20 protein-coding genes are annotated in these 24,958 nt (G+C 61.1%); 11 read left to right on the top strand and 9 right to left on the bottom strand.

The genetic code is table 11. The features are described from left to right. Positions 1-46: 46 nt before the first annotated feature. A complete protein-coding gene (locus AC5SSZ_RS10175) occupies positions 47-472 on the top strand; it encodes a GlcG/HbpS family heme-binding protein (RefSeq protein ID WP_274828862.1) in 426 nt (141 codons plus the stop codon). 218 nt (positions 473-690) lie between these two features. Next, positions 691-1,470, top strand: coding sequence for a gamma-glutamyl-gamma-aminobutyrate hydrolase family protein (locus tag AC5SSZ_RS10170; RefSeq protein ID WP_495438112.1), 780 nt, complete (start codon positions 691-693; stop codon positions 1,468-1,470). Positions 1,471-2,040: 570 nt separating this feature from the next. Here the strand turns inward: AC5SSZ_RS10170 and AC5SSZ_RS10165 are convergent. After that, positions 2,041-4,281, bottom strand: coding sequence for a xanthine dehydrogenase family protein molybdopterin-binding subunit (locus tag AC5SSZ_RS10165; RefSeq protein ID WP_495438111.1), 2,241 nt, complete (start codon positions 4,279-4,281; stop codon positions 2,041-2,043). Between the two features lie 3 nt (positions 4,282-4,284). Next, on the bottom strand, positions 4,285-4,749 hold the full coding sequence (locus tag AC5SSZ_RS10160) for a (2Fe-2S)-binding protein (protein ID WP_495438110.1): 465 nt from the start codon (positions 4,747-4,749) through the stop codon (positions 4,285-4,287). A gap of 97 nt (positions 4,750-4,846) precedes the next feature. Here AC5SSZ_RS10160 and AC5SSZ_RS10155 point away from each other — a divergent pair, with 97 nt between their 5' ends. Beyond that, the gene (locus tag AC5SSZ_RS10155) at positions 4,847-5,434 is read left to right on the top strand and encodes a TetR family transcriptional regulator (RefSeq protein ID WP_495438109.1); all 588 of its coding nucleotides are present in this window, start codon (positions 4,847-4,849) and stop codon (positions 5,432-5,434) included. Between the two features lie 62 nt (positions 5,435-5,496). Here the strand turns inward: AC5SSZ_RS10155 and kynA are convergent, their stop codons facing one another. From kynA to AC5SSZ_RS10140, 3 genes are all read right to left on the bottom strand, one after another. Further along, on the bottom strand, positions 5,497-6,345 hold the full coding sequence (gene kynA / locus AC5SSZ_RS10150) for a tryptophan 2,3-dioxygenase (protein ID WP_274831800.1): 849 nt from the start codon (positions 6,343-6,345) through the stop codon (positions 5,497-5,499). 148 nt (positions 6,346-6,493) lie between these two features. Then, positions 6,494-7,687, bottom strand: coding sequence for a kynureninase (kynU, locus tag AC5SSZ_RS10145; RefSeq protein ID WP_495438108.1), 1,194 nt, complete (start codon positions 7,685-7,687; stop codon positions 6,494-6,496). A gap of 175 nt (positions 7,688-7,862) precedes the next feature. Continuing rightward, positions 7,863-8,633, bottom strand: coding sequence for an SDR family NAD(P)-dependent oxidoreductase (locus AC5SSZ_RS10140; RefSeq protein WP_065273085.1), 771 nt, complete (start codon positions 8,631-8,633; stop codon positions 7,863-7,865). A gap of 173 nt (positions 8,634-8,806) precedes the next feature. On the opposite strand from AC5SSZ_RS10140, the gene AC5SSZ_RS10135 reads away from it, so the two are divergent. From AC5SSZ_RS10135 to AC5SSZ_RS10115, 5 genes are all read left to right on the top strand, one after another. Beyond that, complete coding sequence (locus AC5SSZ_RS10135) at positions 8,807-9,760, top strand: MBL fold metallo-hydrolase (RefSeq protein ID WP_495438107.1); 954 nt, start codon at positions 8,807-8,809, stop codon at positions 9,758-9,760. 225 nt (positions 9,761-9,985) lie between these two features. Beyond that, the gene (locus AC5SSZ_RS10130) at positions 9,986-10,435 is read left to right on the top strand and encodes a methyltransferase family protein (RefSeq protein WP_495438106.1); all 450 of its coding nucleotides are present in this window, start codon (positions 9,986-9,988) and stop codon (positions 10,433-10,435) included. A 139-nt stretch (positions 10,436-10,574) separates the two neighbouring features. Beyond that, positions 10,575-12,149 carry a Re/Si-specific NAD(P)(+) transhydrogenase subunit alpha gene (locus tag AC5SSZ_RS10125; RefSeq protein ID WP_065273088.1) on the top strand — a complete coding sequence of 525 codons (1,575 nt, stop codon included), beginning with the start codon at positions 10,575-10,577 and terminating at the stop codon, positions 12,147-12,149. A 16-nt stretch (positions 12,150-12,165) separates the two neighbouring features. Then, positions 12,166-13,599 (top strand): NAD(P)(+) transhydrogenase (Re/Si-specific) subunit beta, encoded by a 1,434-nt coding sequence (locus AC5SSZ_RS10120; RefSeq protein ID WP_495438105.1) that lies wholly within the window; start codon positions 12,166-12,168, stop codon positions 13,597-13,599. Positions 13,600-13,797: 198 nt separating this feature from the next. Beyond that, positions 13,798-15,078 (top strand): DUF3422 family protein, encoded by a 1,281-nt coding sequence (locus AC5SSZ_RS10115; protein ID WP_065273090.1) that lies wholly within the window; start codon positions 13,798-13,800, stop codon positions 15,076-15,078. On the opposite strand, the gene AC5SSZ_RS10110 is transcribed toward AC5SSZ_RS10115, so the two are convergent. From AC5SSZ_RS10110 to AC5SSZ_RS10095, 4 genes are all read right to left on the bottom strand, one after another. Beyond that, positions 15,014-16,087 carry a YeeE/YedE family protein gene (locus tag AC5SSZ_RS10110; protein ID WP_495438104.1) on the bottom strand — a complete coding sequence of 358 codons (1,074 nt, stop codon included), beginning with the start codon at positions 16,085-16,087 and terminating at the stop codon, positions 15,014-15,016. The genes AC5SSZ_RS10115 and AC5SSZ_RS10110 overlap by 65 nt on opposite strands. A 244-nt stretch (positions 16,088-16,331) precedes the next feature. After that, positions 16,332-17,243, bottom strand: a complete 912-nt coding sequence (locus AC5SSZ_RS10105; protein ID WP_274828842.1) for an ABC transporter permease — start codon at positions 17,241-17,243, stop codon at positions 16,332-16,334. Further along, positions 17,236-18,243 carry an ABC transporter permease gene (locus tag AC5SSZ_RS10100; RefSeq protein ID WP_274828840.1) on the bottom strand — a complete coding sequence of 336 codons (1,008 nt, stop codon included), beginning with the start codon at positions 18,241-18,243 and terminating at the stop codon, positions 17,236-17,238. Before AC5SSZ_RS10100 ends, AC5SSZ_RS10105 begins: the two co-directional genes overlap by 8 nt. 149 nt (positions 18,244-18,392) lie before the next feature. Beyond that, a complete protein-coding gene (locus AC5SSZ_RS10095) occupies positions 18,393-20,093 on the bottom strand; it encodes a peptide ABC transporter substrate-binding protein (protein WP_495438103.1) in 1,701 nt (566 codons plus the stop codon). Positions 20,094-20,454: 361 nt separating this feature from the next. Between AC5SSZ_RS10095 and AC5SSZ_RS10090 the strand changes: the two genes are divergently transcribed. The 3 genes from AC5SSZ_RS10090 (at position 20,455) to AC5SSZ_RS10080 (ending at position 24,954) form a co-directional block, all read left to right on the top strand. Beyond that, a complete protein-coding gene (locus tag AC5SSZ_RS10090) occupies positions 20,455-22,275 on the top strand; it encodes an ABC transporter ATP-binding protein (RefSeq protein ID WP_065273095.1) in 1,821 nt (606 codons plus the stop codon). Between the two features lie 4 nt (positions 22,276-22,279). After that, positions 22,280-23,446, top strand: coding sequence for an acetylornithine deacetylase (gene argE, locus AC5SSZ_RS10085; protein WP_495438102.1), 1,167 nt, complete (start codon positions 22,280-22,282; stop codon positions 23,444-23,446). Between the two features lie 341 nt (positions 23,447-23,787). Then, complete coding sequence (locus AC5SSZ_RS10080) at positions 23,788-24,954, top strand: M20 aminoacylase family protein (protein WP_274831808.1); 1,167 nt, start codon at positions 23,788-23,790, stop codon at positions 24,952-24,954. The last annotated feature ends 4 nt before the right edge of the window (positions 24,955-24,958 follow it).

Raw genomic sequence — 24,958 nt, 5'->3', positions numbered from 1 at the left:
CCCCGGACCTTTTCTTTGAAACACACTCATCAGAAGGAAACCGCAGATGACGATTTCACTCAGACGCGCCCGCACCATCATCCGCAAGGCGCTGGAAAAGGGCCGCGAACTGGATCTCAAGCCGCTGTCGGTGGTGGTGCTGGATGCGGGCGGGCACGTGCAGGCCTTTGAACGCGAAGACGGCGCCGCACCGGGGCGCTTTGCCATCGCCCACGGCAAGGCCTATGGCGCCGTCATGCTGGGCATGTCCGGTTCGGCGCAGATGGCCCGGGCCGAACAGCAGGCCTATTTCATGGCGGCCGTGAACGGCGTCTATGGTGGTCAGGTTGTGCCGGTCCCCGGCGGCGTTCTCTTGCGCGACAAGAAGGGCGCCGTGCTGGGCGCCGTGGGCGTCACCGGCGATACCTCGGACAACGATGCCGCAGCGGCGCTGGCTGGGATCGAGGCCGTGGGGCTGGTCGGCGAGGCCTGATCTCCCGCCTTTGTGCAATGGCGAACAATGAACCGGCCTGTCCCCGTTCCGGGGTGCGGGCCGTTTCGTTTTGACGCGGCGTTACCGCAGGATTGCGTTAAAAATCACCGCTTTGCCCCCTGTGCGTACCTGAACAAGCGCCTGCGCCACCCTGACGAGTTGAATGCCTGGCGCTGCGCCGCTAGGGTCACCAAAAGGCAACAACTCGCGAGTGGATCATGGCGCGGCCCAAAGTTGGCATTATCGGCAATTCCTATCTGATGAACGATCAGTATCCCACCCACGCCGGTGGAACTATGAACTCCGAAGCGGTGGCCGACGTGTCCGGCTGCATGCCGCTGCTGATCCCCTCGGATCCGCGTTTCCTTTCGGTGGAAGAACTGCTTGAGACCTTTGACGGTTTCCTGCTGACTGGTGGGCGTCCGAACGTGCATCCCAACGAATACGGCGAGGAAGAGACCGAAGCCCACGGCGCCTTTGACCGCGCCCGCGATGCCATCGTCCTACCGCTGGTGCGCGCCTGCGTCGAGCGTGGCCAGCCCTTCCTTGGCATCTGCCGCGGCTTTCAGGAGGTGAACGTCGCCATGGGTGGTACGCTATACCCCGAGATCCGCGATCTGCCGGGCCGGATGAACCACCGCATGCCCCCCGATGGCACCCTGGAAGAGAAATTCGCCCTGCGCCATTCGGTAAAGCTGACCAGCGGCGGCGTGTTCCACCGCCTGTTCGGCGCCGAAGAGGTGATGACCAACACCCTGCACGGGCAGGGCATCAAACAGCCGGGCACCCGCATCGTGATCGACGGCTACGCCCCTGATGGCACGCCCGAGGCCATCTATGTCGAGGATGCGCCCGGATTTACCCTCGCAGTTCAATGGCACCCGGAATGGGACGCGGCGAACGACCCCGTGTCGCGCCCGCTGTTCCAGGCCTTCGGCGAAGCCGTGCGCGACTGGGCGGATGGTGCGCGTCCAAAACCGTTGCAGAAGTCGGCCTGATCGGGAGCTCGTCTCAGTCGAACGTGGGGGAGAGGGTGAACGAAATATCCCCTCCCAATCGCGTTGGTCCGCTTTGAGCCCAAAGAAGAATTGCTTTCCGGGGCATCTCGACTCCGCCATCGATTGAACTTGTCAACTCATGGTAGACCATGACGCAATGAGAACGGCGGCCCCCCAAATCAATGCCACTGTCCCGAATACCATTGCCAACACACGATAAGCGACCATCGACACAAAGTGAAACCTTGGCGATTTGTTCGACAGATACCTGTATATAGGGTTGATTTTCAAAGATTTTTTGTCACACTGAAGCCAAACAGTCTTTATTGACGTCAAGCATAATACTGACCCCACGAGAAACAAAATAGATCCAAAAGCTAATGTGAAGAACTGGTCCAAGCCGCTCAGATCCTGTCGGTGAAGATTTGCGCAAAGGGTAAGGAGATCACGTAGTCAGTGCAACCATGTTGGTCGGTTAGGTGCAGATTGTCGACCATCAAGGCTAGCACGCAGAAAAAGCCCGCCGGATCAGCGGCGGGCTCTTCTTATTCATATTCTCGCCACGCCGGTTCAAACCAGCAAGTCGAACTCGTGCATCAACGGCAGGCTGCGGGCGCGTTTGCCGGTGAGGTCGAATAGCGCATTCGCCAGCGCCGGGGCTGCCGGGGGCGTGCCCGGTTCACCTGCGCCGCCCATGTGGGTCTGGTTTTGCAGAACCGCGACCTCGACCGCTGGCATGGTATGCATGCGCATGGCTTCGTAATCGGGGAAGTTCTGCTGCTCCACCGCGCCGCCGTCAAAGGTGATCTCGCCAAAACAGGCCGCTGACAGACCGTAGGCAAGGCCGCTGAACAGCTGCGCCTCAACGTTGCGGGGATCCACGGCCAGGCCGATGTCGGCGGCGATCCAGGCCTTGTTGATGCGGATCTGGCCGGCCTCATCCACCACCTCGATCACCTCGGCCACGGGGGTGCCGAAACTATAGGCCAGCGCGACACCGCGCCCCACGCCCTCGGGCGTCTCGCCAGTCCAGCCGGACATATCGCGCACCTTTTCCAGCACCTGTGCCGCTGGCTCCCACTCGGCGCGGGCCAGCTCCAGCCGGAATTCCAGCGGATCGCGGCCTGCCGTATGGGCCATCTCATCCAGAATGGTGTCCGAAAAGAAGCCGTTGAACGACGCCGCAACCGAGCGCCAGAATCCGACCGGGATCATTGGTTTCACCAGATAGCCTTCGACGCGGAAATTCGGGATCGCCAGCGGTTGGTTGAAGGCGGCATCGACGTGACCCTTGTCCGGTCCACCCATCGGCAGACCAAGCATGCGGCCTGCGCCCTCCACCGTGGTGGACTGGGCGGCGATCTTGCCGTGTACCATCACCGCCTTGCCGTCCTTCACCGCCGCGCGATAGCGCGCCACGGCGCCGGGGCGGTAGAAGTCGTGGGTCATGTCTTCTTCGCGGCTCCAGGTCAGTTGCACCGGGGTGCCGCGCATCTGCATCGCAACCTGGACCGCGCGGTTGGTGTAATCCACCTCGATCCGGCGCCCAAAACCACCGCCAAGATAGGTGGTGTGGACCTCCACGGCCTCTTTCGGCAATCCAGCAAGATCGGCGGCGGATTTCTGCACCACCGTCGGGCCCTGATTGGGGGCCCAGATCTGCAAGGCGTTACCGGTATAAAGCGCGGTGGCGTTCATCGGCTCCATTGTGGCATGGGCCAGATAGGGCAGGCGGTATTCGGCCTCGATGATCTGCGCCCCCTCGGGGAGGCTGTCGACATCGCCATCGTCGCGCAGGACGGAGTTTGAGCTGTCCTCGAATGCGCGGTCGATTTCGGCAAAGATCGCATCGGTGGTTTCTGGGTAGGGAGCGGGCTCCCATGTCACGTCGATCGCATTCACCGCCTGTTGCGCCAGCCAGGTGTTGGTTGCCACCACGGCAACTGCATCGCCCAGATCCAGAACCTTTTCCACGCCGGGCATGGTTTCTGCGGCGCTGGCGTCAAAGGCGGTCTTGCCCACCCCAAAATGCGGGCTCTGCCGGATGGCGGCGAACTTCATGCCTTCAAGGCGCACGTCGACGCCAAAGCCCGCGGTGCCGGTCACCTTGGGAACCATATCAAGGCGCGGCACGTCCTTGCCGACGTACTTCCACTGCGCCGCCGGGCGCAGCGCGGCCTCTTGCGGGTCGATCCCGGCGGCTTCCACCGCCAGATCGGTATAGGGGATTCGGCTGCCGTCCGGGGCGATCACATGGCCGTCTTCGGTATCCAAAAGCGCGCGCGAGGTTCCAAGGCGCTGGGCCGCGGCCTCTTTCAGGGTTTCACGCGCGGTGGCCCCGGCCATCCGCATGCGATCGAACCCGTCTTTCATGGATGAGGAGCCGCCGGTGACCTGCAGGTCGAGGAATTTCGACATATGGCCGACGACCTGCCCCAGCGAGTGCTGGAAGTTGCTGGCGTCATAGCCGCGCCCGGGCAGGGCCTCGGCCATCATGGCGCTGTTGTAATAGGCCTTGGCGGCGGGGCCGTGGATGACCTGCACCGCTTCGGGGCGCACATCCAGTTCCTCGGCGATCAGCGCTACCCATGAGGTGCGCACCCCCTGACCCATTTCGGCGCGGGGGGCGACCAGGGTCACGCCGGACTGATCCACCATCACAAACGGGTTGAGTGCGGCCTGACCTTCTTTCGGCGACAGGGGATTGGGCGCGGGCTGATGGTACTTGTAGGTGCCAAAGGCCACACCACCAAGGATGGCGGCAGAGCCGATTAGGAAACTGCGGCGGGCGATTTTCTTGAAGCTGGCCATGGATCACGCCTCCTGCATCATTTTGGCGGCGGTATGGATGGCAGCGCGGATGCGGGGATAGGTGCCGCAGCGGCACAGGTTCCCCTGCATGGCGTCGTCGATATCGCTGTCGCTCGGCGCTGGGTTCTCGGCCAGCAGGCTTGCGGCCTGCATGATCTGCCCGGACTGGCAATAGCCACATTGTGCCACCTGATGATCGACCCAGGCTTGCTGGATTGCAGCCATGGCTTCGGGCGTGCCGACGCCTTCGATGGTGGTGACCTCACCCCAGACATCGCCAAGCGCCACCTGGCAGGAGCGCGTCGCCACCCCGTCGATATGCACGGTGCAGGCACCGCAGGCCGCAATGCCGCAGCCGAACTTGGTGGCCGTAAGGCCGATTTCATCACGCAGGACCCAGAGCAGGGGTACATCCTGCGGCAGATCCACCTCGTGGTCGCTTCCGTTGATCCTGAGCGTGGTTGGCATTGGGCTGACCTCTGTTTGTGGATGTTGTGACAAAATGCGTCAATTGTGTCAGTGTGTCAATTGACAAAATCAGGCAATAGTGTCAGTAGCCTTGGGTATGAACCGTCTTACCGCTGATCCCATGTTGTCCGACCCGAAGGCCCAGACCATACTCGAGTCTGCCTGGCAGGCTTTTTCGGCCTATGGGTTCCGCAAAACCTCTATGGACGACATAGCGCGTGGGGCAGGGATGTCCCGTCCGGCGGTCTATCTTCACTTTCGCAACAAGGAAGCGATCTTCACGGCTCTGGTCGAAGCCTATTACCGGCAGGCGCGCGAAGACATCCGCGCGGCGCTGGAGGGAGAGGGCACTCTGGCCGACCGCGTTGCGCATGCCTTTGCCGCCCATGGCGGGGCAACGATGGAGGCGATGATGTCCTCGGCGCATGGCTTGGAGCTGTTCGAGGCTGGTGTGAGCGTCGCGCCAGAGGCCATCGAGGCGGGCGAGGCGGCGCTGTCTGGGGCCTATGCCGAATGGCTGCAGAAAAGAGATCTGCCCGAAAACGTCGGGACGGCCGCAGAGGTGGCGCAGGTGTTCTGCGCCGCTCTCAAAGGGATCAAGCATACGGCGCCCGATTACCCAACTTATCGCATGCGTGTTTCGCAGCTTGCCGCGCTGATGGCACGGGCGCTCGAAGGCACCTAGCAACGGATAAGCCACCGCCGGTCAGGGCGGGAGAGTGCCCTGACCGGCGGTGGGGACCGGGCCTAGAGTTCGGTGCGCAGGTGCCAGAGTTCGGGGAAGAGCTCCACCTCCAGCATGCGTTTCAGATAGCTGACGCCGCCAGTGCCGCCGGTGCCGCGTTTGAAGCCGATCACTCGTTCCACTGTGGTCACATGGTTGAACCGCCAGCGGCGGAAGTAATCCTCGAAATCGACTAGTTTTTCGGCCAGCTCATACAGCTCCCAATGGGTCTCGGGAGCCTGATAAACAGTGGTCCAAGCCTGCATAACCGCGTCGCTGGCTTGGTAGGGCAAGGAGACATCCCGGCTCAGCACCTGGGCAGGCAGCGGCAGGCTGTTCGACAGAAGCCGCAGGGCCACATCGTAAAGCGAGGGCTGCGACAGTTCATTCTCCAAGAGGGCTGTCACATCCGCATCATGGGCGTGGGGGCGCAGCATGGCTTTGTTCCGGTTGCCCAGCATGAACTCAATCAGCCGGTACTGATAGGATTGAAAGCCCGAACTCTGCCCCAGTGAATCCCGGAAATGAGTGTAGTCCGAGGGTGTCATCGTGCGCAGCACATCCCAGGCCGAATTCAGCTGCTCAAAGATCCGAGCCACCCGGGCCAGCATCTTGAACGCCTGCCGGGAATCACCGGCCAGCAGGCAATCGCGGGCGGCGTTCAGCTCGTGCACCGCGAGGCGCATCCACAATTCGCTGGTCTGATGCTGGATGATGAACAGCATTTCGTCATGGGCGTCGCTGAGCGGCTTTTGCGCTGTCAGGATCGCGTCCAGCGACAGGTAGTCGCCATAGGACATGCGCCCGTCAAAGGACATTTCGGCGCCGTCCTCGGCCGGGTCAAAGGGAGAGTTAAGAGGGCATTTGCTCATTGGATCTTTCCTGTTCCTTGGTCTTTTATACATCAGGGAAAGGAAAGCGTCCTCCGGTTTAACCGGCAGCACTGAGCCAGGCGGCGCCAGAGCGCCACCCAGCCCGCAGGTCTGCACAAAGGAAGGATATGCGTTGCCCCACTCACGATCAGGTCACGGCGGCGCGTTGTTTGTAGGCGTCATTGTCCCACAGATCGTTGGTCATCACGTCTTTCACGATCGCCACGGCGGCACGCACGTCATCGGCGTCGATATATAGCGGGGTAAAGCCAAAGCGCATGATGTCCGGGGCACGGAAATCTCCGATCACGCCGCGTTCGATCAGGGCCTGCATCGCGGCATAGCCTTCGCGGAAGCGGAAGGAGACCTGGCTGCCACGCTGGTTGCCATCGCGGGGCGAAGCAAGCTCCAACTCGGGGCAGGCGGCTTCGACCTCGGCGATGAACAGATCACAGAGTTCGATGGATTTTGCCCGCAGATCCTGCATGTCGACCTGGTCCCAGATGTCCATCGCTGCTTCCAGCGAGGTCAACTGGATCACCGGTGGCGTGCCGACCCGCATGCGTTCGATGCCGCGGCCTGGCCGATAATCAAGATCAAAGGCAAAGGGTGCCTCGTGTCCCAGCCAGCCAGAGAGCGCCGGACGGGCGACCTCGGCGTGGCGCGGCGCCACATAGATGAAGGCGGGGCCGCCGGGGCCGCTGTTGAGGTATTTGTAGGTACAGCCGACCGCGAAATCAGCCTTGCAGCCTGCCAGATCCACCGGCAGGGCACCTGCGGAATGCGCCAGATCCCAGACCGTCAGGGCGCCTGCCTCATGGGCCTTGGCGGTGAGGGTCTTCATGTCGTGCTTGCGTCCGGTGCGGTAATCCACCTCGGTCAGCATCAGCACAGCGACATCATCGGTGATGTTCTCGGCAACCGCCTCGGGGTCGACGACGCGCAACTCGTACTCGGCGCCAAGCGATTTAAGCAGCCCTTGCACGATGTAGAGGTCAGACGGGAAGTTGCCGTTGTCCGACAGAACCACCTTGCGGCTCGGGTTCATTTCCAGCGCCGAGGCGACGGCCTGATAGACCTTGATCGACAGGGTATCCCCCATGATCACGTGATCTTCTTCGGCGCCGATCAGCCGGGCGATGCGGTTGCCGACAGCCGTGGATTTCTGCATCCATCCGGCCTTGTTCCAGCCGGTGATCAGCATCTTGCCCCATTCCTCGGTCATCATGTTGGCGACGCGGTCCTTGGCGGCGCTGGGCAGGGGGCCCAGTGAGTTCCCGTCGAGGTAGATCACCCCTTCGGGCAGGTCGAACATGGCCTTGGTGGCGGCAAAATCGGTCATCGGAACCTCGTCTGGCGGGCTGAAAAGAAGGGCCTGAACTGTTTCAAGCTTGAAGGTTTCGGATTTTGTATCCGATATTCAAAAACCTGTCCAGTGCGTGTGGTATTTCTGTAGGACACGCAAAAACGCCGCCGGAAATCCGGCGGCGCAATGTGGTGCGGGGCTATTGCTGCGATCAGGTCTGGCCGCCGGAGATTTCGATGGTCTGCCCATTGATGGATTGTGATCCGGGACCGCAGAGCCACATAGCCGCCGCCGAGACTTCTTCCGGCTCGATCAGACGCTGGTGGCGGTTGGCGTGGGTCATGATCTTCAGCGCTTCATCTTCGCTGACACCGGCGCGGGCCGAGATCGAGGTGATGTTTCGCTCCACGATGGGGGTATCTACGTAGCCGGGGCAGATCGCGTTGAAGGTGAAGGGCGTGCCGAGGTAATCCTCGCTCAGCGCACGGGTGAGGCCGATCATGCCGTGTTTGCTGGCGGAATAGCAGGCACCGCCCTTGAGTCCGCGCAGCCCCGCGATTGAGGAGACGGTGATCACCCGGCCCCAATCGGTTTCGCGCATGGATTTCAGACACTCGCGGATGGTCAGGAAGGCACCGTCCAGATTGGTCGCCATCATGTTGCGCCAGAAATCGAGCGTGGTCTTGTGTAGGGCTTTGCCCTCGGCAACGCCGGCATTTGCGACGCAGATCTGGATCGGGCCCCGCGCATCGACGGCGGCCTGGATCTTGGTCACGATGTCGTCTTCGTCGCGCACATCCATCGCCATGGGGTGCAGGCCCTTGGTGGCGACCTCCTCCAGCACCTCTTGGCGGCGCCCGGTGATGGTGACTTCGGCGCCTTGCGCGGCCAGGGCGCGGGCGATGGCTAGGCCGATCCCGGTGCCGCCGCCCGTGACCAGCGCATGTTTTCCTGCCAGCGATGTCGTGTCTTGTGATGTCATGTTGTTCGGTCCTCCCGTGTTTGCGTCCAGCCTAACGGCATGCCGGGGCAGGGCAAGAAAGCCGTCCCGTCACAATTCCGTGTCGGCACTCTTGGGCAAAGGTTTTCCACCGGGACCATTTACAATCATATTCATAAGTGTGAATTATTGCGCAGCTGTTTTGGGAGGACACCATGAAACCGATTTTTTCCGCTGCATTGATCGCGACATTTAGCGCAGGCGCCGCATGGGCCAGCGAAGACATCGCCGATCAGTACCCGCAATCCGAGCTTTACTCCAAGCCGGTCGAGGTGATCCCGCATGTGTTTTCCGCCATCGGAGCCACCGCGCCGCCGACCTACGAGAACTCAGGACACAACAACAATTTGTCATTTATCGTGACCGGTGAGGGCGTCGTGGTCATCAACGGCGGCGCTTCGGTGCGTCTGGCGGCGGCGCTGCACGATGAAATCAAAGCGGTTACCGAACAGCCGGTGGTGCTGGTGATCAATGAAAACGGCCAGGGCCATGCGATGCTTGGCAATTCCTACTGGGTCGATCAGGGCGTCGATATTCTGGCGCATGTGGATGCGATCGAAGCCTTCACCGAAGAGGCCGATTTCATCTTGCAGGGCATGGAGCGCTACAACCGCGACAAGGCCGAAGGCACCCGGATCGTGACGCCAAACCTAAGTTTTGAAGACAATTACGACCTGACTCTTGGCGGAGTAGAGATCAAGGTCATGCACATGGGACCGGCGCATGACCCGGGCGATACGCAGGTCTGGCTGCCGCAATGGAACATGCTGATTGCCGGGGACATGGCCTTTCACGAACGCATGCTGCCGATCTTTGAGGGGACCTGTACCTCCTGCTGGCTGGAAACCTGGGAGACCAAGATGGAGCCGCTGAACCCGACCTATGTGATCCCGGGGCATGGCCATCCGACCAACCTCGCGCAGGTGCGCCGCTACACCTACGACTACCTCACAGATCTGCGAGCGAAGATCGGCGCCCATATCGACGAGGGTGGTGATCTGGCTGGCGCTTACTATGTGGACCAGGAACGCTGGAAGGGGCTCGATACCTTCGAGGAACTCGCTACCAAGAACGCCGGGCGGGTCTTCGAGGAAATGGAGTGGGAATGACCCCGCACCCGGTCAGCATGCAAAAGTATACGTAGGAAAGCCCGTAGAATTGTGCAGGATCATGCCGCATCCCGGAACAGATTCGCCGTTTTGGGGCCATTTTGGACATTTTGTCCTTTTCTTTGCGCACAACGGCGCCGCGGGCTGGACCTGTCGGCCGGATAAGAGGACTTTGCGCTCGATGAACTTGTACTCTGCCCCGGATATCGCGATGGTGTGCGCCTGATGCGCTGGATTGATATGCCTCCCGTCTGGTTGTTTGCCTGCCTTATCCTGGCGTGGCTGCAGGCCAGCTATATGCCCTATGGGCTGACCTTTGGCGGGGCGTGGGCGGATTTCCTTGGTGGAATATTGGTCGGGGGGGGCATCCTTCTGATGCTGCTTGCGGTGGTCGAGATGCGGCGCCAGCACACCACCATCATTCCCCACCAGACACCAAGCCGCTTGGTGCAATCGGGGATCTTCAGCCGCAGCCGCAATCCCATTTATCTGGGCGATATTCTAGTTCTGGCGGGGCTGATCCTGCGGTTTGACGCGGTGCTGTCCTTGCCGCTGGTTCCGATTTTCGTCTGGATTCTGGAACGGCGATTCATCGAACCCGAAGAAAACAGAATGCGGCGGACATTCCGTCAGGACTGGGCGCGCTACGAAGGAAAGGTACGCCGCTGGGTCTAAAGGTCATGCGGCGTCGCGGCAAAATGATGCGGCGACGCGGCGAAACGCTTGCGCAAAAATGTTGCGCAGGATAATCAAAATATTTGCGATCCGTACCCGGTGCTTTGCTGGCACGGGCAAGACGAGGGGGACCGACAAGGTGAGAATAGGTACACCAAAGGAAGTAATGAAAGGCGAGGCGCGCGTCGCGATGACGCCGGACTCTGCCAAGCAGCTGCAAAAGCTGGGCTATGACTGCGCCATCGAAACCGGTGCCGGTCAACTGGCCGGTTTCAGCGATGCCGCCTATGAAGAGGCTGGCGTCGAAATCGTGAAAACCGCAGCCGCGCTGTGGAAGACATCGGATATCGTCGCCAAGGTGCGCATTCCGACCGACACCGAATTGAAGCGGATGACAGCGGGTAAGACGCTGATCTCCTTCTTCAATCCCGGTGGCAACGAGGAAGGCCTGGAACTGGCCCGCTCCAAGGGCGCCAATGTCATCGCCATGGAAATGGTGCCGCGCATCAGCCGCGCGCAGAAGATGGACGCGCTGTCCTCGATGGCGAATATCGCCGGCTACCGTGCCGTGATCGAGGCAGGCAACAACTTCGGCCGTTTCTTCACCGGTCAGATCACCGCTGCGGGCAAGGTGCCCCCGGCGAAGGTTCTGGTCGTGGGCGCAGGTGTGGCCGGTCTGGCAGCCATCGGCGCCTCCACCAGCCTAGGCGCTGTGACTTATGCGTTTGACGTGCGCCCCGAAGTGGCAGAGCAGGTCGAATCGATGGGCGCTGAGTTCGTCTACCTCGATTTCGAAGAGGAACAGCAGGACGGCGCGGCGACCGGCGGCTATGCGGCCGTCTCCAGCCCCGAGTTCCGCGAAGCACAGCTCGCAAAGTTCCGCGAACTGGCCCCCGAAGTGGACATCGTGATCACCACCGCGCTGATCCCCAACCGCGAAGCGCCCAAGCTCTGGCTTGAGGACATGGTTGCGGCGATGAAGCCGGGTTCTGTCATCGTCGACCTTGCAGCCGAAAAGGGCGGTAACGTCGAAGGCACCGTGATGGATGAGAAAGTTGTCACCGACAACGGCGTCACCATCATCGGCTACACCGACTTCCCGAGCCGTATGGCCGCGCAGTCCTCGACACTTTATGCGACCAACATCCGTCACATGATGACCGACCTGACCCCTGAAAAGGACGGTCAGATCGTGCATGACATGGAAGACGACGTGATCCGCGGCGCAACGGTGACTTTCGACAAGGAAATCACCTTCCCGCCGCCGCCGCCAAAGGTTCAGGCCATCGCGGCGCAGAAGAAGCCCGAGGCGCCGAAAGAACTGACCGCGGAAGAAAAACGCGCGCAGGAAATCGCCGCCTTCAAGCAGCAGACCAAGCAACAGGTCACCCTCTTGGTGATCGGCGCAGCGCTGCTCTTGGGCGTGGGGCTCGTGGCTCCAGCCAGCTTCATGCAGCACTTTATCGTCTTCGTTCTGGCGGTCTTTGTCGGCTTCCAGGTGATCTGGGGCGTGGCGCACAGCCTGCACACACCTCTGATGGCGGTGACCAACGCGATCTCCTCGATCATCATCCTGGGCGCGCTGATGCAGATCGGCTCCGGCTCCTTCCTGGTGATCCTGCTGGCAGCGCTCTCGGTCTTCATGGCCGGTATCAATATTTTCGGCGGCTTCCTTGTGACACGGCGCATGCTCGCCATGTTCCAGAAGTCTTAAGAGCGAGGGAAAACAGATGGAATACGGATTTACCACGGCGGCCTATGTGGTCGCGGCTGTTCTCTTCATCCTCTCGCTGGGTGGTCTGTCGGGACAGGAAAGCGCAAAACGTGCGGTCTGGTACGGGATCGCTGGCATGGCGCTGGCGGTTTTCGCCACGCTGATCGGCCCCGGTTCGGGCCTGTGGCTGCTGTCGCTGGTGCTGATCGCTGGTGGCGGCATCATCGGCTACTTCCTGGCCAACCGGGTGCAGATGACCCAGATGCCGGAACTGGTTGCGGCGATGCACTCGCTGGTCGGTCTGGCGGCGGTTTTCGTGGGCTTTATCGCCCATGTCGAACTGGGCCGCGTTATGGCCATGGACGACAGCGCCAAGGCCTCGCTTGATGGCTTTGCCAAGCTGCTGGCCAAGAAGGACGGCGTCGAGATCGCAATTCTGCGGGTCGAGCTGTTCCTCGGTATCTTCATCGGTGCTGTGACCTTTACCGGCTCTGTCATTGCCTATGGTAAACTGGCGGGCAAGGTTGGCTCGGCAGCGACGAAACTGCCCGGCGGTCACATGCTGAACGCAGGCGCGGCGGCGATCTCTTTGCTGGCTCTGATCTGGTACTTCAACACTGGCGCGCTGTTGCCGCTGTTCCTGATGACCCTGATGGCGCTGTTCATCGGCTACCACCTGATCATGGGCATCGGCGGCGCCGACATGCCGGTGGTTGTTTCGATGCTGAACAGCTACTCGGGCTGGGCCGCGGCGGCGATCGGTTTCTCCCTTGGCAACGACCTTCTGATCGTTGTGGGTGCGCTGGTTGGCTCCTCGGGTGCGATCCTCTCTTACATCATGTGTAAGGCGATGAACCGCTCCTTCATCTCGGTGATCCTGGGCGGCTTTGGCGGCACTTCGGGTCCTGCGATGGAAGTAGAGGGCGAACAGGTTGCGATCGACGCTGACGGTGTTGCACAGGCTCTTGAAGAGGCCGACAACATCATCATCATCCCGGGCTACGGTATGGCCGTTGCACAGGCACAGCAGTCGGTTTCCGAGCTGACTAAGCGTCTGCGCGCCAAGGGCAAGAACGTGCGCTTTGCGATTCACCCGGTTGCGGGTCGTCTGCCGGGCCACATGAACGTTCTCTTGGCCGAAGCGAAGGTGCCTTATGATATCGTTATGGAAATGGACGAGATCAACGAGGACTTCCCGGAGACCGATGTGGCCGTCGTTATTGGTTCCAATGACATCGTGAACCCTGCTGCACAGGAAGACCCCAACAGCCCCATCGCCGGCATGCCGGTGCTGGAATGCTGGAAGGCGAAACAGGTCTTCGTGTCCAAGCGCGGCCAGGGCACCGGTTACTCGGGTATCGAGAACCCGCTGTTCTACAAAGAGAACACCCGGATGTTCTACGGCGATGCGAAAAAATCTCTGGACGATCTGCTGACCAAGATCAGCTGATCAGTTCCACAGGCCTGCGGGCTGTAACACTCGGAAAAGGCGCCTCTTGTGGGGCGCCTTTTCTACATTCTGCGGCTAGCCTATGCTGCATGCGGCCGCGTTGTATACTGTTGTATCCTGCTAAGGTATTGAATTACATGCATTCTTTACAGGTCTTGTGGTTTTGGCTATGGTCGCCCTGTACCAGTGGAGACCGTGATGCCCCCGATCCAGGATCACCCGTTGCGCTATCAGCTTGCCAATGAGCTGCACGCGCGTCCTTTTCCGACCATGAAAAGCCCAAGCACCGTGATCTATCTGGCGGTAAAACAGCCCGAGGAAGCCGTGCACCGGGACCGCGGCTTGGATCTTGCGCATCTGATCGATCTGCTGGACCGCCACGGCGCGCCGCACCCGAAACCGGGCGCCACCCATCATGCGGCCCAGCTGGGGCGCCACACCCTGAAGTGGGAACAGCACACCGAATTCGTCAGCTACACGCTCTACAGTGACGGTGTCAGCGAACGGCCCTTTGATCCGGTTGATTTCGAGGTGCTGCCTGGCGATTGGCTGGAACAGGCGCCGGGGCAGCGGATCACCTCACTGATGCTGCGTGTCCTGCCGCGTCCGGACACGGCGGAAATCAAATCAAAGCTGCAGGACTGGCTGGTGCCCGAAAGCATGGCGGTGTCGCAGGTGCTGGACGACAATGCGGTGGTGGCCGGGGATTTCCGGATCGATCCGGCGGGGCACATGCGGTTTGCTGCCTTTGTGAACCGCGAAACAGGCAGCCGCAGGATTGGCCGCATCGTGCAGCGCTTGTGCGAGATCGAGACCTATCGCGCCATGTCGATGCTGGGCTTTTCCCGTGCCCGGGGATTGTCGCCTACCATCGGAGGGCTGGACACCCATCTGAGTGAAATTATGGCGGAAATGACCGGCAGCAGCGTTCCGGCAGAACAGACCCTGTCGCACCTTCTGACGGTCTCGGCCGAGCTGGAGGCGATGGCCGCCCGCGCGGCCTTCCGCTTTGGCGCCACCGGCGCTTATGAGGCGCTGGTGAACCAGCGGATCAGGCTGTTGCGGGAGGAACGCCTGGAAGGCTTCCAGACCTTCGCAGAATTCATGCTGCGCCGCTATGAGCCGGCCATGCGTACGGTGAAGTCCACCGAAAAGCGGCTGGTGACGCTGGCTGATCGGGCACGCAGGGCGGGGGAGCTTTTGCGCACCCGGGTGGATGTGGAGCGCAGCGCGCAGAATCAGGCCTTGCTGGAAAGCATGGACCGCCGCGCCGATATGGCGCTGCGGCTTCAGCATACGGTCGAGGGGCTGTCTGTGGTGGCAATCAGCTACTATGCGGTGTCGCTGGCGTCCTATGCGCTTTATCCCCTTGCCGGGCCGCTGGGGCTCAGCAAGGGGATGATGACCGCGCTGATCACTCTGCCGGTTGTGGGGCTGGTGTGGCTTGCCGTCCGGCGGATCCGGAAGGGTCTGCACTGAGCAGCACCTGGGTGAGGCTGCCGCCCAGCAGGATCGACAGGATCGCCAGCAGGGCAGCCACGCCAAGGGTGGGAACCCCGGCCAGACCGGCGCCAACGGTGCAGCCACCGGCCAGCACGCCGCCGATGCCCATTAGCACGGCACCTGCCAGATAGCGTCCTGTCTGGGCGGGGCTTTCAAAGCTCTGCCACTTGAACTGTCCGGTCAGCAGGGCCGCAACAAGTGCGCCGACCAGAACGCCACCCACCAGACCGGTGCCAAAGCTGCCGGAGACGGCGCTGGAGGCGACGACGTAGAACAGGGTGTCAGCAGACGGCGCGGTGAAGGACAGGCTTTCCATCGCGATGGGATCGAATTCGTCAAACAGCACAAAGCCAGTGCCGACCCAGGCCAGCGGGACCAGCAGGCCAATCACAGCCGCGCCAGCCAGCACGGGGATACGGTTGCCAGAGCGCAGGGCAATGGCAAGTGCGGCGAGCGCAATCAGCAGGCCCCAGACGAGCGCGCCGCCGGGCAGGGCCGCCAGCGTCGCGTAATCGCCAAGCGGAACAGTGACGGCGCCAAGGCTGGTGCGCAGTGGCGCCAGAACACCCTTCAGCGTGGCATGGGCGGTGATCGCAAAGACCGAGATCACCAGCAGGGCGCGCAGGTTGCCACTGCCGCTGAGAACCATCAGCCGGGACACGCAGCCCCGGGTCAGGATCATGCCGACACCGAACATCAGACCACCGGCGATGACGGCCAGCACCGGCAGATCTGCGGCGAGTAGGCGGTGATCGTCAAAGCTGATCCAGCCCTGCAGGACAGCGGCCTGGGTGCCGAGCACAGCAATGGCCAGCGCCATGGCCCAGACGCCAGCGGCTTCGCGGCGGTCACTGCCGTCGATGGTGCGCCGCAGGCAGAACCGGGTCAATTGCGCCAGCGCGCCAAAGACAAGGCCCAGCCCCAACGCGAACAGGACAGAAGCCTGGCGTGCGGTGGTCTCTTCAAAACCGAACGTTTCGAACATGATACTCTCCATACCGGAAATCGGAACTTTTTCCCGAAATGGCGCGAAATATCCAAGCGAGCAAGGCCAGTATCGCAGTTGTCGACGGGTATCTGCAGGACAAAGTTCCCGGTAGCGGAGGGCTGGCAGAAAATGAATCCAGATGGGGCGGGGTGCCCCAAAACAAACCGGCCGCCCTGTTGGGGCGGCCGGTGGTTATGTTCTTATTTGAATATGTGCGGGTGTGTCCCGTCTAGCTTGCGGCTCAGCGGCCCCGGATACGCGGATCCAGCGCATCACGCAGGCCGTCACCCAGATAGTTGACGCTGAGAACGGTCAGCGAGATCGCCATACCGGGCCAGAACACGCGCTCAGGGTACTGCTGCAGATAGTCGGTGGCATCAAACAGCAGACGGCCCCAGGTTGGGAAGTCCGGCGGGAAGCCAAGACCAAGGAACGACAGCGAGCTTTCGGTGATAATCGCGGTGGCGATCCCCAGCGTCGCGGAGACCATGATCGGCGACAGCACGTTCGGCAGGATGTGTCGGGTGATAAGCTTGCCATCCGAGGTACCGATGGAGCGGGCCGCCAGAACGAATTCACGCTCCTTGATGGCCAGCACATCGCCACGCACGATCCGCGCCGTGGGCATCCAGCTGGTCACGCCGATCGAGGTCACGATCAGGATGAAGATCCCCTGTTCGGGGCCAAAGGCCGCGTTCAGCGGTTCGCGGAACAACAGCATCATCACCAGCAGAAGCGGCAGCAGGGGCAGCGCAAGGAACAGGTCGGTGAGACGCATCAGCGGCCCGTCCAGCTTCTTGAAAAAACCCGCGACAACACCCACGAATGAGCCCAGGAACAGCGCCAGCAGCATGGCCGTCAGGCCCACCGAAACGGAGGTCGATCCACCGGCCATCATCCGGGCCAGCATATCCCGGCCCAATTGGTCGGTGCCGAAGGGATGCGCCCAGCTTGGACCCTGGTTCCGCGCGCGGATATCGATCCTGGTGGCTTCGATATCCCAGAACATGGGGCCTAGATACACGGCCAGAATGATGAACAGGAACAGCGCCCCACCCATCAGGGCGCCACGGTGAGATTTGAACTGATCCCACACGTCCAGCCATTGGCTGCGCGGCGGGTTGCTCGGGACAGGATTGCTCAGCTCAGTCATAGCGGATCCTTGGGTCAAGAATGCCGTACAGTACGTCGGCGATCAGATTGAACATCACGATCAGCACCGCGAAGATGAAGGTCAGGGTTTGCACCATCGGCAGGTCGTTGGCCTGAATGGCGCCGATCAGTAGCTGACCGATTCCGTTCACCTTGAACACCTGCTCGGTGATGATGGCGCCGCCGAAGATCGCTGGGATCCCCAGTGCGATCACAGTGACAACCGGGATCATCGAGTTGCGCAGCACGTGCACCATGACCACGGTATATTCGCTCAGACCCTTGGCGCGGGCGGTGCGTACGTAGTCCTGATTGAGGTTGTCCAGCATCGAGGCCCGCATGAAGCGGCTCAGCTGGGCGGTGATCTGCAGTGCCAGCACCATGACTGGCATGATCATCTGTTGCAGCTGTTTGACGAAGGCGTCCCAGCTGTCAACGACCAAGGTGGTGTCATAGATCGACGGGAACCATCCAAGCTGCACCGAGAAGATCACGATGACCAGCACGCCGGAGAAGAACGGCGGCACGGAGAAGCCGACCATGGACACGAAGGTGCCCATCTGGTCGAACCAGCTGTATTGGCGGTAGGCCGAGTAGATCCCGATGGGCAGGGCGATCAGGATTGCCACCACATAGGCGGTACCGACAACCCACAGGGTCTGCGGCATACGCTGGATCACGATGTCCATGACGGGCGAGCGGGTCTGCCAGGAGATCACGCGCAGATCGCCTTCGGAAAAATTGGAGCCGAAGTAGTAGTCAATCATGACCTGCGGCTCGATCCAGAAGAACTGCACAAGCCACTTCCAGAACCGGATATGGGCGGGTTGGCCAAGGCCAAGGGCCTCGCGCATCTTTTCTTTTACTTCGGGGGGGACGGTCAGCGGGACCTGCGCCATGGGATCGCCAGGGGCGAGCTCCAGCAGCAGGAAAATCACGAGGCTGATGAACAGCAGCGTCGGAACCGATAGGATCAGTCGCCTGATTGTAAAGGTCAGCATCAGGTGGGCGCCTTTGATGTTCGATTTCAGAATTAGGAAGCAGGGCCGGAGGCCTCGGGTCCATTATGCCCGCGCGCTAAAGCGGATCTGGGCGTAAATGGCAAGAGGCCCCGGTGGAACACCGGGGCCTCAGGAGAGGCTAGCCTGCCTTACTTGATGCGGTACCAGTCAGCCGCATCCCAGAGTTCGCTGTCCCAGACGTTCAGGACGTGGCCACCCAGGGTGTTGGATTGACCGGACAGACGACCACGGTGAACCAGCGGGATCATGCCACCTTTTTCGAAGATCATCGTGTTCAGCTGCTGGCCGATTTCGGCGCGCTTGCCTGCATCGGCAGTCTTGGTCAGCTCAGCGTGCAGAGCGTCGAACTCTTCGTCACAGAAGCGGGAGATGTTCTCACCCTGCCACTGGGATGCCGGAGTCGGTGCCTTGTCGCACAGGCCGTTGCCGAAGTAGGACTGCGGGTCGGTGCCGTTGAAGGTGTTGGCGTACATTTCCACGTCCGCGTAGAACTTCTGGAAGGTGTCCGGGGAACCCGGGTCGCCACCGAAGAAGACGGATGCGTTGACGTTACGCAGTTCGGTTTCGATACCGATCTCGCTCCACCACTGTTTGATCAGCGCCTGGAAGTCCTGACGCACGGCGTTGGTCGAAGTCTGGTACAGAACCTTCATCGGCTTGCCATCCGGAGTTTCGCGAACGCCGTCACCGTTGGTGTCTTTGTAGCCTGCTTCGTCCAGCATCTTGTTGGCGCCAGCGATGTCCTGAACGTCACAGCCAGCAATATCTGCTGCGTAGACGGCAGGTGCGGGAACCCAGTTACAGGTCACTTTACCGGCTTTGCCGTAACCGATTTCAACCAGCAGCGGGCGGTCGATCGCCATGGACATGGCTTTGTAAACCGCAGGATCGCTCAGGAAGGGGTGCGGGCGTACAACCGAACGCTCGTCCGGGCCAAGCGCCGGATCAGGGTTGGTGTTGTTCAGCATGATGCGCTCAACCAGCGGGCCAAAGCCTGCCACAGCAACGCCTTTGCCGCCTGCTTCCATCTGGGCAATCACATCGGGTGCCAGCTGCAGGTTCCAGGCGTAATCGAATTCGCCGGTTTCCATTACGGCACGACCGGCCGCAGTTGCGTCGCCGCCACCTTTGAACAGTACCTTGGCGAAGGCCGGTTTGGCCGGGTCACGGTAGTTCGGGTTGGCCGACAGGGTGATCACGTCGTTCGGTTTGAACTCGTCGACCACGAAAGGACCGGTGCCGATCGGGCTGAAGTTGGCCTCGGTGCACTCGGGGGCTTTGGCGCCCAGGCATTCGGCGAACTGAGCGGCCTGGATGATCGGGCTTTCACCGCCAACGAAGGGGCCGTAAGGGAAGGGGGTCGGGCCTTCGAAAGTGACCTTGACGGTAAGATCGTCGGGTGTTTCGACCGAGGTCACGCCTTCGAATTTGGTGACCTGCGCGCAGCCGCCTTCGGGATGGGTGCAGTAGTCGTAGGTGAACTTCACGTCTTTGGAGGTGAAGGGGGTGCCATCAGACCAGGTGAGGCCCGCCTTGATCTTCCAGGTGATGGAAGTCAGGTCTTCGCTCACACCGCCATTGGCGACGGTCGGGATCTCTTCGGCCAGGAAGGGAACCATTGCACCGTTGGGGTCGTAGCGCGCCAGAGGTTCGATGACCAGCGAGGAGGCTTCAACGTCTTTGGTGCCGCCCGACAGGAACGGGTTCATGATCGAGGGCGCCTGCCAGTAGATGATGTTCACCTGACCGTCGGTGCCGCGCTCGGCAAACGCTGCCGGAGCAAGCGCTGCAGAAGCAATAGCCCCCATCAAAAGGGTCTTGAGTTTCATTTTCACACTCTCCTTGTCGAACACAGAAACGGTGTTCTTGTGTCTTTTTGCGGCCGGGCGATGCGTGGCCCAGCCTGTTGCCGCAAGATTGCGGATGGTTTGTCGTTCCGCCCCACGCGTTAAACGATTGAAATCTAATGCGCCAGCTTCGGCCATGGCCGGTGCTGCGCGCCAGATTGCTCGGGCAGACACTGGGAGGTATCGAAACAGAGTTTGCGGAAATTGCAAGCCTTCGGATCCAAAATTTCGCTTAACGCCGCCCATTGGTTTGACGAAGCTTCAATGATCAGCTTACATCTCGGCCTTGAAAGACTGCCAACGATGCAGCGGATAACGATTTACCGATAAGGGGACGACTGGGGTGCTGGACCAACCAATTGCACAAATTAAGGGCTTGCGGGTCGAATTTCAGACCAAGGACGGCCCGGTCGTCGGGGTTGAGGATGTCTCGTTTGACGTCAACCCGGGCGAAACCGTTTGTATCGTGGGCGAATCCGGTTCGGGGAAATCGGTTTCTTCCCTCTCCCTGATGCGTCTCGTCGAGTTCGGCGGCGGCGAAATCGCGGGTGGGGAACTGCTGTTCAATGGCCGTGGCGGTGAAACCACCGACCTGGCCAAGGCCGAACAGGAGATGATGAAGCAGATTCGCGGCAACGAGATCGGAATGATCTTCCAGGAGCCGATGACTGCGCTCAATCCGGTGTTCACAGTGGGGCGCCAGCTGACCGAAGGTCTGCGCATCCACAAGAACATGACTAAAAAACAGGCAGAAGAGCGGGCGCTGGAACTTTTGCGTCAGGTGCGCATCCCCGAACCCGAACGGCGCCTGAAGCAATACCCGCATGAGCTGTCCGGCGGTATGCGTCAGCGTGTGGTGATCGCGATGGCGATGGCCTGTGAGCCGCGCCTTCTGATTGCGGATGAGCCGACCACCGCGCTTGATGTGACCATTCAGGCTGAAATTCTGGCCCTGATGGACCGGCTGAAGCGGGAAACCGGCACTGCAGTGATGTTCATCACCCACGATATGGCGGTTGTGGCGCAAATGGCGGACCGCGTGGTGGTTATGTTCCGCGGCAACAAGGTCGAAGAAGGCACCGTCACCGAGATCTTTGAAAACCCGCAGCACGACTATACCCGCGCCCTGCTGGCCGCCGTGCCAAAACTTGGCGAGATGATCGGTAAGGACTACCCCGAACCGATGAAACTGATGGGCGTCGAGGACCAGAAGATCGAACCGATCAAGGGCACCGATGAGGTGCTTCTTGAGGTTAAGAACCTGACCACCCGTTTCCCGGTCAAAGGCGGGGTGCTGCGCCGTACGGTTGCCAATGTGCACGCGGTCGAGGACGTCTCGTTCAAGGTGTTCAAGGGCCAGACCCTGTCGCTGGTCGGCGAATCCGGTTGTGGTAAATCCAGCGCCGGACGCTCGATTCTCCGTCTGGTCGAACCCATGTCGGGGCAGGTAAATTTCGAGGGGCGCGATATTCTGGGGCTCAGCAACTCGCAGATGCACAAGGCGCGTCTCGACATGCAGATGATCTTCCAGGATCCCTTTGCCTCGCTCAATCCGCAGATGCAGCTCTTGGATCAGGTGGCTGAACCGATGCGTAACTACGGGCTTGCCTCGGGCTCGGAACTGCAGGATCGCGTTGCCTCGCTGTTTGACCGTGTGCACCTGCCGCGCAGCTTCATGCGCCGCTATCCGCATGAAATGTCCGGTGGTCAGCGGCAACGAATCGCCATTGCCCGGGCGCTGGCGCTCAATCCTAAACTGATCGTCGCGGACGAGGCGGTCTCGGCGCTGGACGTATCGGTGCAGGCGCAGGTTCTGAACCTGATGATGGAACTGCAGGCCGAATTGGGGCTGTCCTTCTTGTTCATCAGCCACGACATGGCCGTCGTCGAACGCGTCAGCCATCAGGTGGGCGTGATGTATCTGGGCCGGATCGTTGAAATCGGCCCGCGCGACCGCGTCTTTGCCAACCCGCTGCACGCCTATACCCAGGCGCTGATGAAGGCCGTGCCTATCGCCGATCCGCGCAAGCGTAAGAGCGAGAAAGATCTGAACTTCAAACCGATTCCCTCGCCCATTCACGGCACGGATTACAAGCCGGAGCCGTCGGAGTACCTTGAGCTTGAGCCGGGCCATTTCGTTCTGACCACCGACAGTGGGTATTGATCCTGTGGCTGATATTCTGACGCCGCTGGAGCTGATGGAGAAACTGGTTTCCTTTCCCACCGTCAGCCGGGACACGAATCTGCCGCTGGTCGAATGGGTCGAAGAGTACCTGAGCAGCCATGGCATCACGCCGCACCGCTGGGTCGATCCCGATCAGCCGCACAAGGCTGCGGTCTTTGCCCATGCCGGACCGATGGTCGAAGGGGCGGTGGTCCTGTCCGGCCATACCGATGTGGTGCCGGTCGACGGCCAGCCCTGGGACAGCGATCCTTTCACCGTGGTGGAGCGTGACGGCAAATACTACGGGCGCGGCTGCTGCGACATGAAAGGCTTCGACGCGCTGGCGATCTGGGCGCTGGTCGAGGCGCACCGGCGCGGCGTAAATCGTCCGCTGCAGTTGGCGCTTTCCTTTGACGAGGAAATTGGCTGCACCGGCGCCCCGCCGATGATCGAGGCCATGCAGCCCGTGCTGCCCAAGGGCGGCGCGGTCATCGTCGGCGAGCCGTCGATGATGAAGGCGGTGACCGGCCACAAGGGCGGTATCGGCTATGACACGCATCTGATCGGTTTTGAGGTGCACAGCTCGCTGATGCACACCGGGGTCAGCGCGGTGATGCAGGGGGCGCGGTTGATCGACTGGGCTAACCACCGTAATGCGGAAAATGCGGCTGCCGAGCCGGAGGAGATCCCGGCGATGTTCACGCCGCCCTATACCACCTGCCACGTCGGCATGATCGAAGGTGGCACGGCGCATAACATCACCGCCAAGGATTGCCGGTTCGTGATGGATTTCCGCGTGGTGCCCGGCGAAAACGCGGCCGACTGGGGAGAGGCTTATCTGGCCGAGGTGCGCCGCATCGAAGCCGAGATGCAGGCAGTGCACCCGGAGGCGCGAATCGAGATCGAAAAGAAGTTCAACGTTCCGGGCCTCGTCCCCGAACAGGAGGGCGCAGCGGAAACGCTGGTGCGGATGATCACCGGGGACAATGGCACCCACGTGGTCAGCTATGGCACCGAAGCGGGGCAATTCCAGGAAGCGGGCTATTCCGCTGTCATCTGCGGCCCCGGCGATATTGCCCAGGCGCACCAGCCGAATGAATTTATCACCGTCGCTCAGTTCAACGCTGGTCACGATTTCATGCGGCAGTTGGTGGACCGGCTGGCGGCCTGATCCAAGGGCGCGGTGCTTGGGCGCCTGATGCATATTCTGAACACGGACGGGCTGTATCGCAGGGCGATGCAGCCCGTTTTCATTAGCCCACTCCCTGGGCCGCTATTTTGTGCAAATACAAATATTTTTGCGGGGGCGAACCAATGCAGTAGTGCAAATCTGCAAATTGGTTCGGGTTAAGTCATTGATTTAATGGGGGCGAAATTTCGGAGGTCAAAATTGGTTCGCTTTGACGCGTTTTGCATGGCAGCTCGTCTGCTTGTGATACTTGCTAACGCAACTTAATTGACTGACAGTGCCCCGGAACCGCAGCCGTGCGGGCACAACGCAAGAGGAACAGGATGCCAGTCAAAAACCGTTTTGCCGATCTGCAGGATGAAATCACCAAATGGCGCCGCCACCTGCATGAGAATCCGGAACTGATGTACGAGGTTCACAAGACCGCCGGATTTGTGGAGGAACGGCTGAAGGAATTTGGTCTCACCGATATCACCACCGGCATCGGCCGCACCGGCGTCGTCGCGGTGATCGAAGGTAAGACCAACACCTCGGGCCGGGTCATCGGGTTGCGCGCGGATATGGACGCGCTGCCCATCACCGAAGCCTCGGGTGTCGACTATGCCTCGAAAACGCCGGGCGTGATGCACGCCTGTGGCCACGATGGTCACACCTCGATCCTGCTGGGGGCGGCGAAATACCTGTCCGAGACGCGCAACTTTGATGGCAAGGTCGTGCTGATCTTCCAGCCTGCCGAAGAAGGTGGCGCTGGCGGCAAGGCGATGTGCGATGACGGGCTGATGGAGCGCTGGGGTATTCAGGAGGTCTATGGTCTCCACAATATGCCGGGCCTGCCTGTCGGGCAGTTTGCTATCCGCCCCGGGGCCCTGCTGGCGTCCTCGGATGAATTCGAAATCACCGTGACAGGCAAGGGCGGCCATGCGGCGGCGCCGCATGATGCCATCGACACGACTTTGGTGGCGTCGCAGATCGTGGTGTCGCTGCATTCCATCGTGTCGCGCAATGTGAACCCGGTGAAACGCGTGGTCCTGACCGTCGGCACCTTTGAAACCGACAGCACCGCCTCCAACGTGATTGCGCATACCGCTCGTCTGCAGGGCACCGTGCGCACCCTCGATACTGAGTATCGCCAGCAGGCCGAAGGCTGGGTTCGCCAGATCGCGGAGAACGTCGCTGCCGCCTATGGCGCCGAGGCAAAGGTCGAATGGTCGCCGGGCTATCCCGTCACCATCAACACCGAGGAAGAGACGGGTTACGCCGTCGAAGCTGCCCGTGCAGTCTCTGCCGATGTGGTCGACAACACGGACCCGATCATGCCATCCGAGGATTTCGCCTATATGCTGGAGGAGCGCCCCGGCGCCTATATGTTCCTCGGCAATGGTGACACCGCCATGTGCCACCACCCGGCCTATGTGTTTGACGACAATGCCATCCCGCTGGGGTGCAGCTGGTTCGCCGAACTGGTCGAACGACGTATGCCCGCCGCCTGAGGAG

This window comes from Phaeobacter sp. CC-HEC084 (assembly GCF_059429255.1).
Note: the sequence above shows the minus strand (reverse complement) of the source record. Positions and strands in the feature narration are given on the sequence as shown.

Coding starts and splice junctions, on each gene's coding strand:
- AC5SSZ_RS10080 (WP_274831808.1), top strand. CDS start 23,788: ATGCCAGTCAAAAACCGTTTTGCCGATCTGCAGGATGAAATCACCAAA.
- AC5SSZ_RS10095 (WP_495438103.1), bottom strand. CDS start 20,093: ATGAAACTCAAGACCCTTTTGATGGGGGCTATTGCTTCTGCAGCGCTT.
- AC5SSZ_RS10140 (WP_065273085.1), bottom strand. CDS start 8,633: ATGACATCACAAGACACGACATCGCTGGCAGGAAAACATGCGCTGGTC.
- AC5SSZ_RS10175 (WP_274828862.1), top strand. CDS start 47: ATGACGATTTCACTCAGACGCGCCCGCACCATCATCCGCAAGGCGCTG.
- AC5SSZ_RS10170 (WP_495438112.1), top strand. CDS start 691: ATGGCGCGGCCCAAAGTTGGCATTATCGGCAATTCCTATCTGATGAAC.
- kynU (WP_495438108.1), bottom strand. CDS start 7,687: ATGACCGATTTTGCCGCCACCAAGGCCATGTTCGACCTGCCCGAAGGG.
- AC5SSZ_RS10135 (WP_495438107.1), top strand. CDS start 8,807: ATGAAACCGATTTTTTCCGCTGCATTGATCGCGACATTTAGCGCAGGC.
- AC5SSZ_RS10105 (WP_274828842.1), bottom strand. CDS start 17,243: ATGACTGAGCTGAGCAATCCTGTCCCGAGCAACCCGCCGCGCAGCCAA.
- AC5SSZ_RS10130 (WP_495438106.1), top strand. CDS start 9,986: ATGCGCTGGATTGATATGCCTCCCGTCTGGTTGTTTGCCTGCCTTATC.
- AC5SSZ_RS10155 (WP_495438109.1), top strand. CDS start 4,847: ATGAACCGTCTTACCGCTGATCCCATGTTGTCCGACCCGAAGGCCCAG.
- AC5SSZ_RS10115 (WP_065273090.1), top strand. CDS start 13,798: ATGCCCCCGATCCAGGATCACCCGTTGCGCTATCAGCTTGCCAATGAG.
- AC5SSZ_RS10110 (WP_495438104.1), bottom strand. CDS start 16,087: ATGTTCGAAACGTTCGGTTTTGAAGAGACCACCGCACGCCAGGCTTCT.
- AC5SSZ_RS10100 (WP_274828840.1), bottom strand. CDS start 18,243: ATGCTGACCTTTACAATCAGGCGACTGATCCTATCGGTTCCGACGCTG.
- kynA (WP_274831800.1), bottom strand. CDS start 6,345: ATGAGCAAATGCCCTCTTAACTCTCCCTTTGACCCGGCCGAGGACGGC.
- AC5SSZ_RS10165 (WP_495438111.1), bottom strand. CDS start 4,281: ATGGCCAGCTTCAAGAAAATCGCCCGCCGCAGTTTCCTAATCGGCTCT.
- AC5SSZ_RS10120 (WP_495438105.1), top strand. CDS start 12,166: ATGGAATACGGATTTACCACGGCGGCCTATGTGGTCGCGGCTGTTCTC.
- AC5SSZ_RS10160 (WP_495438110.1), bottom strand. CDS start 4,749: ATGCCAACCACGCTCAGGATCAACGGAAGCGACCACGAGGTGGATCTG.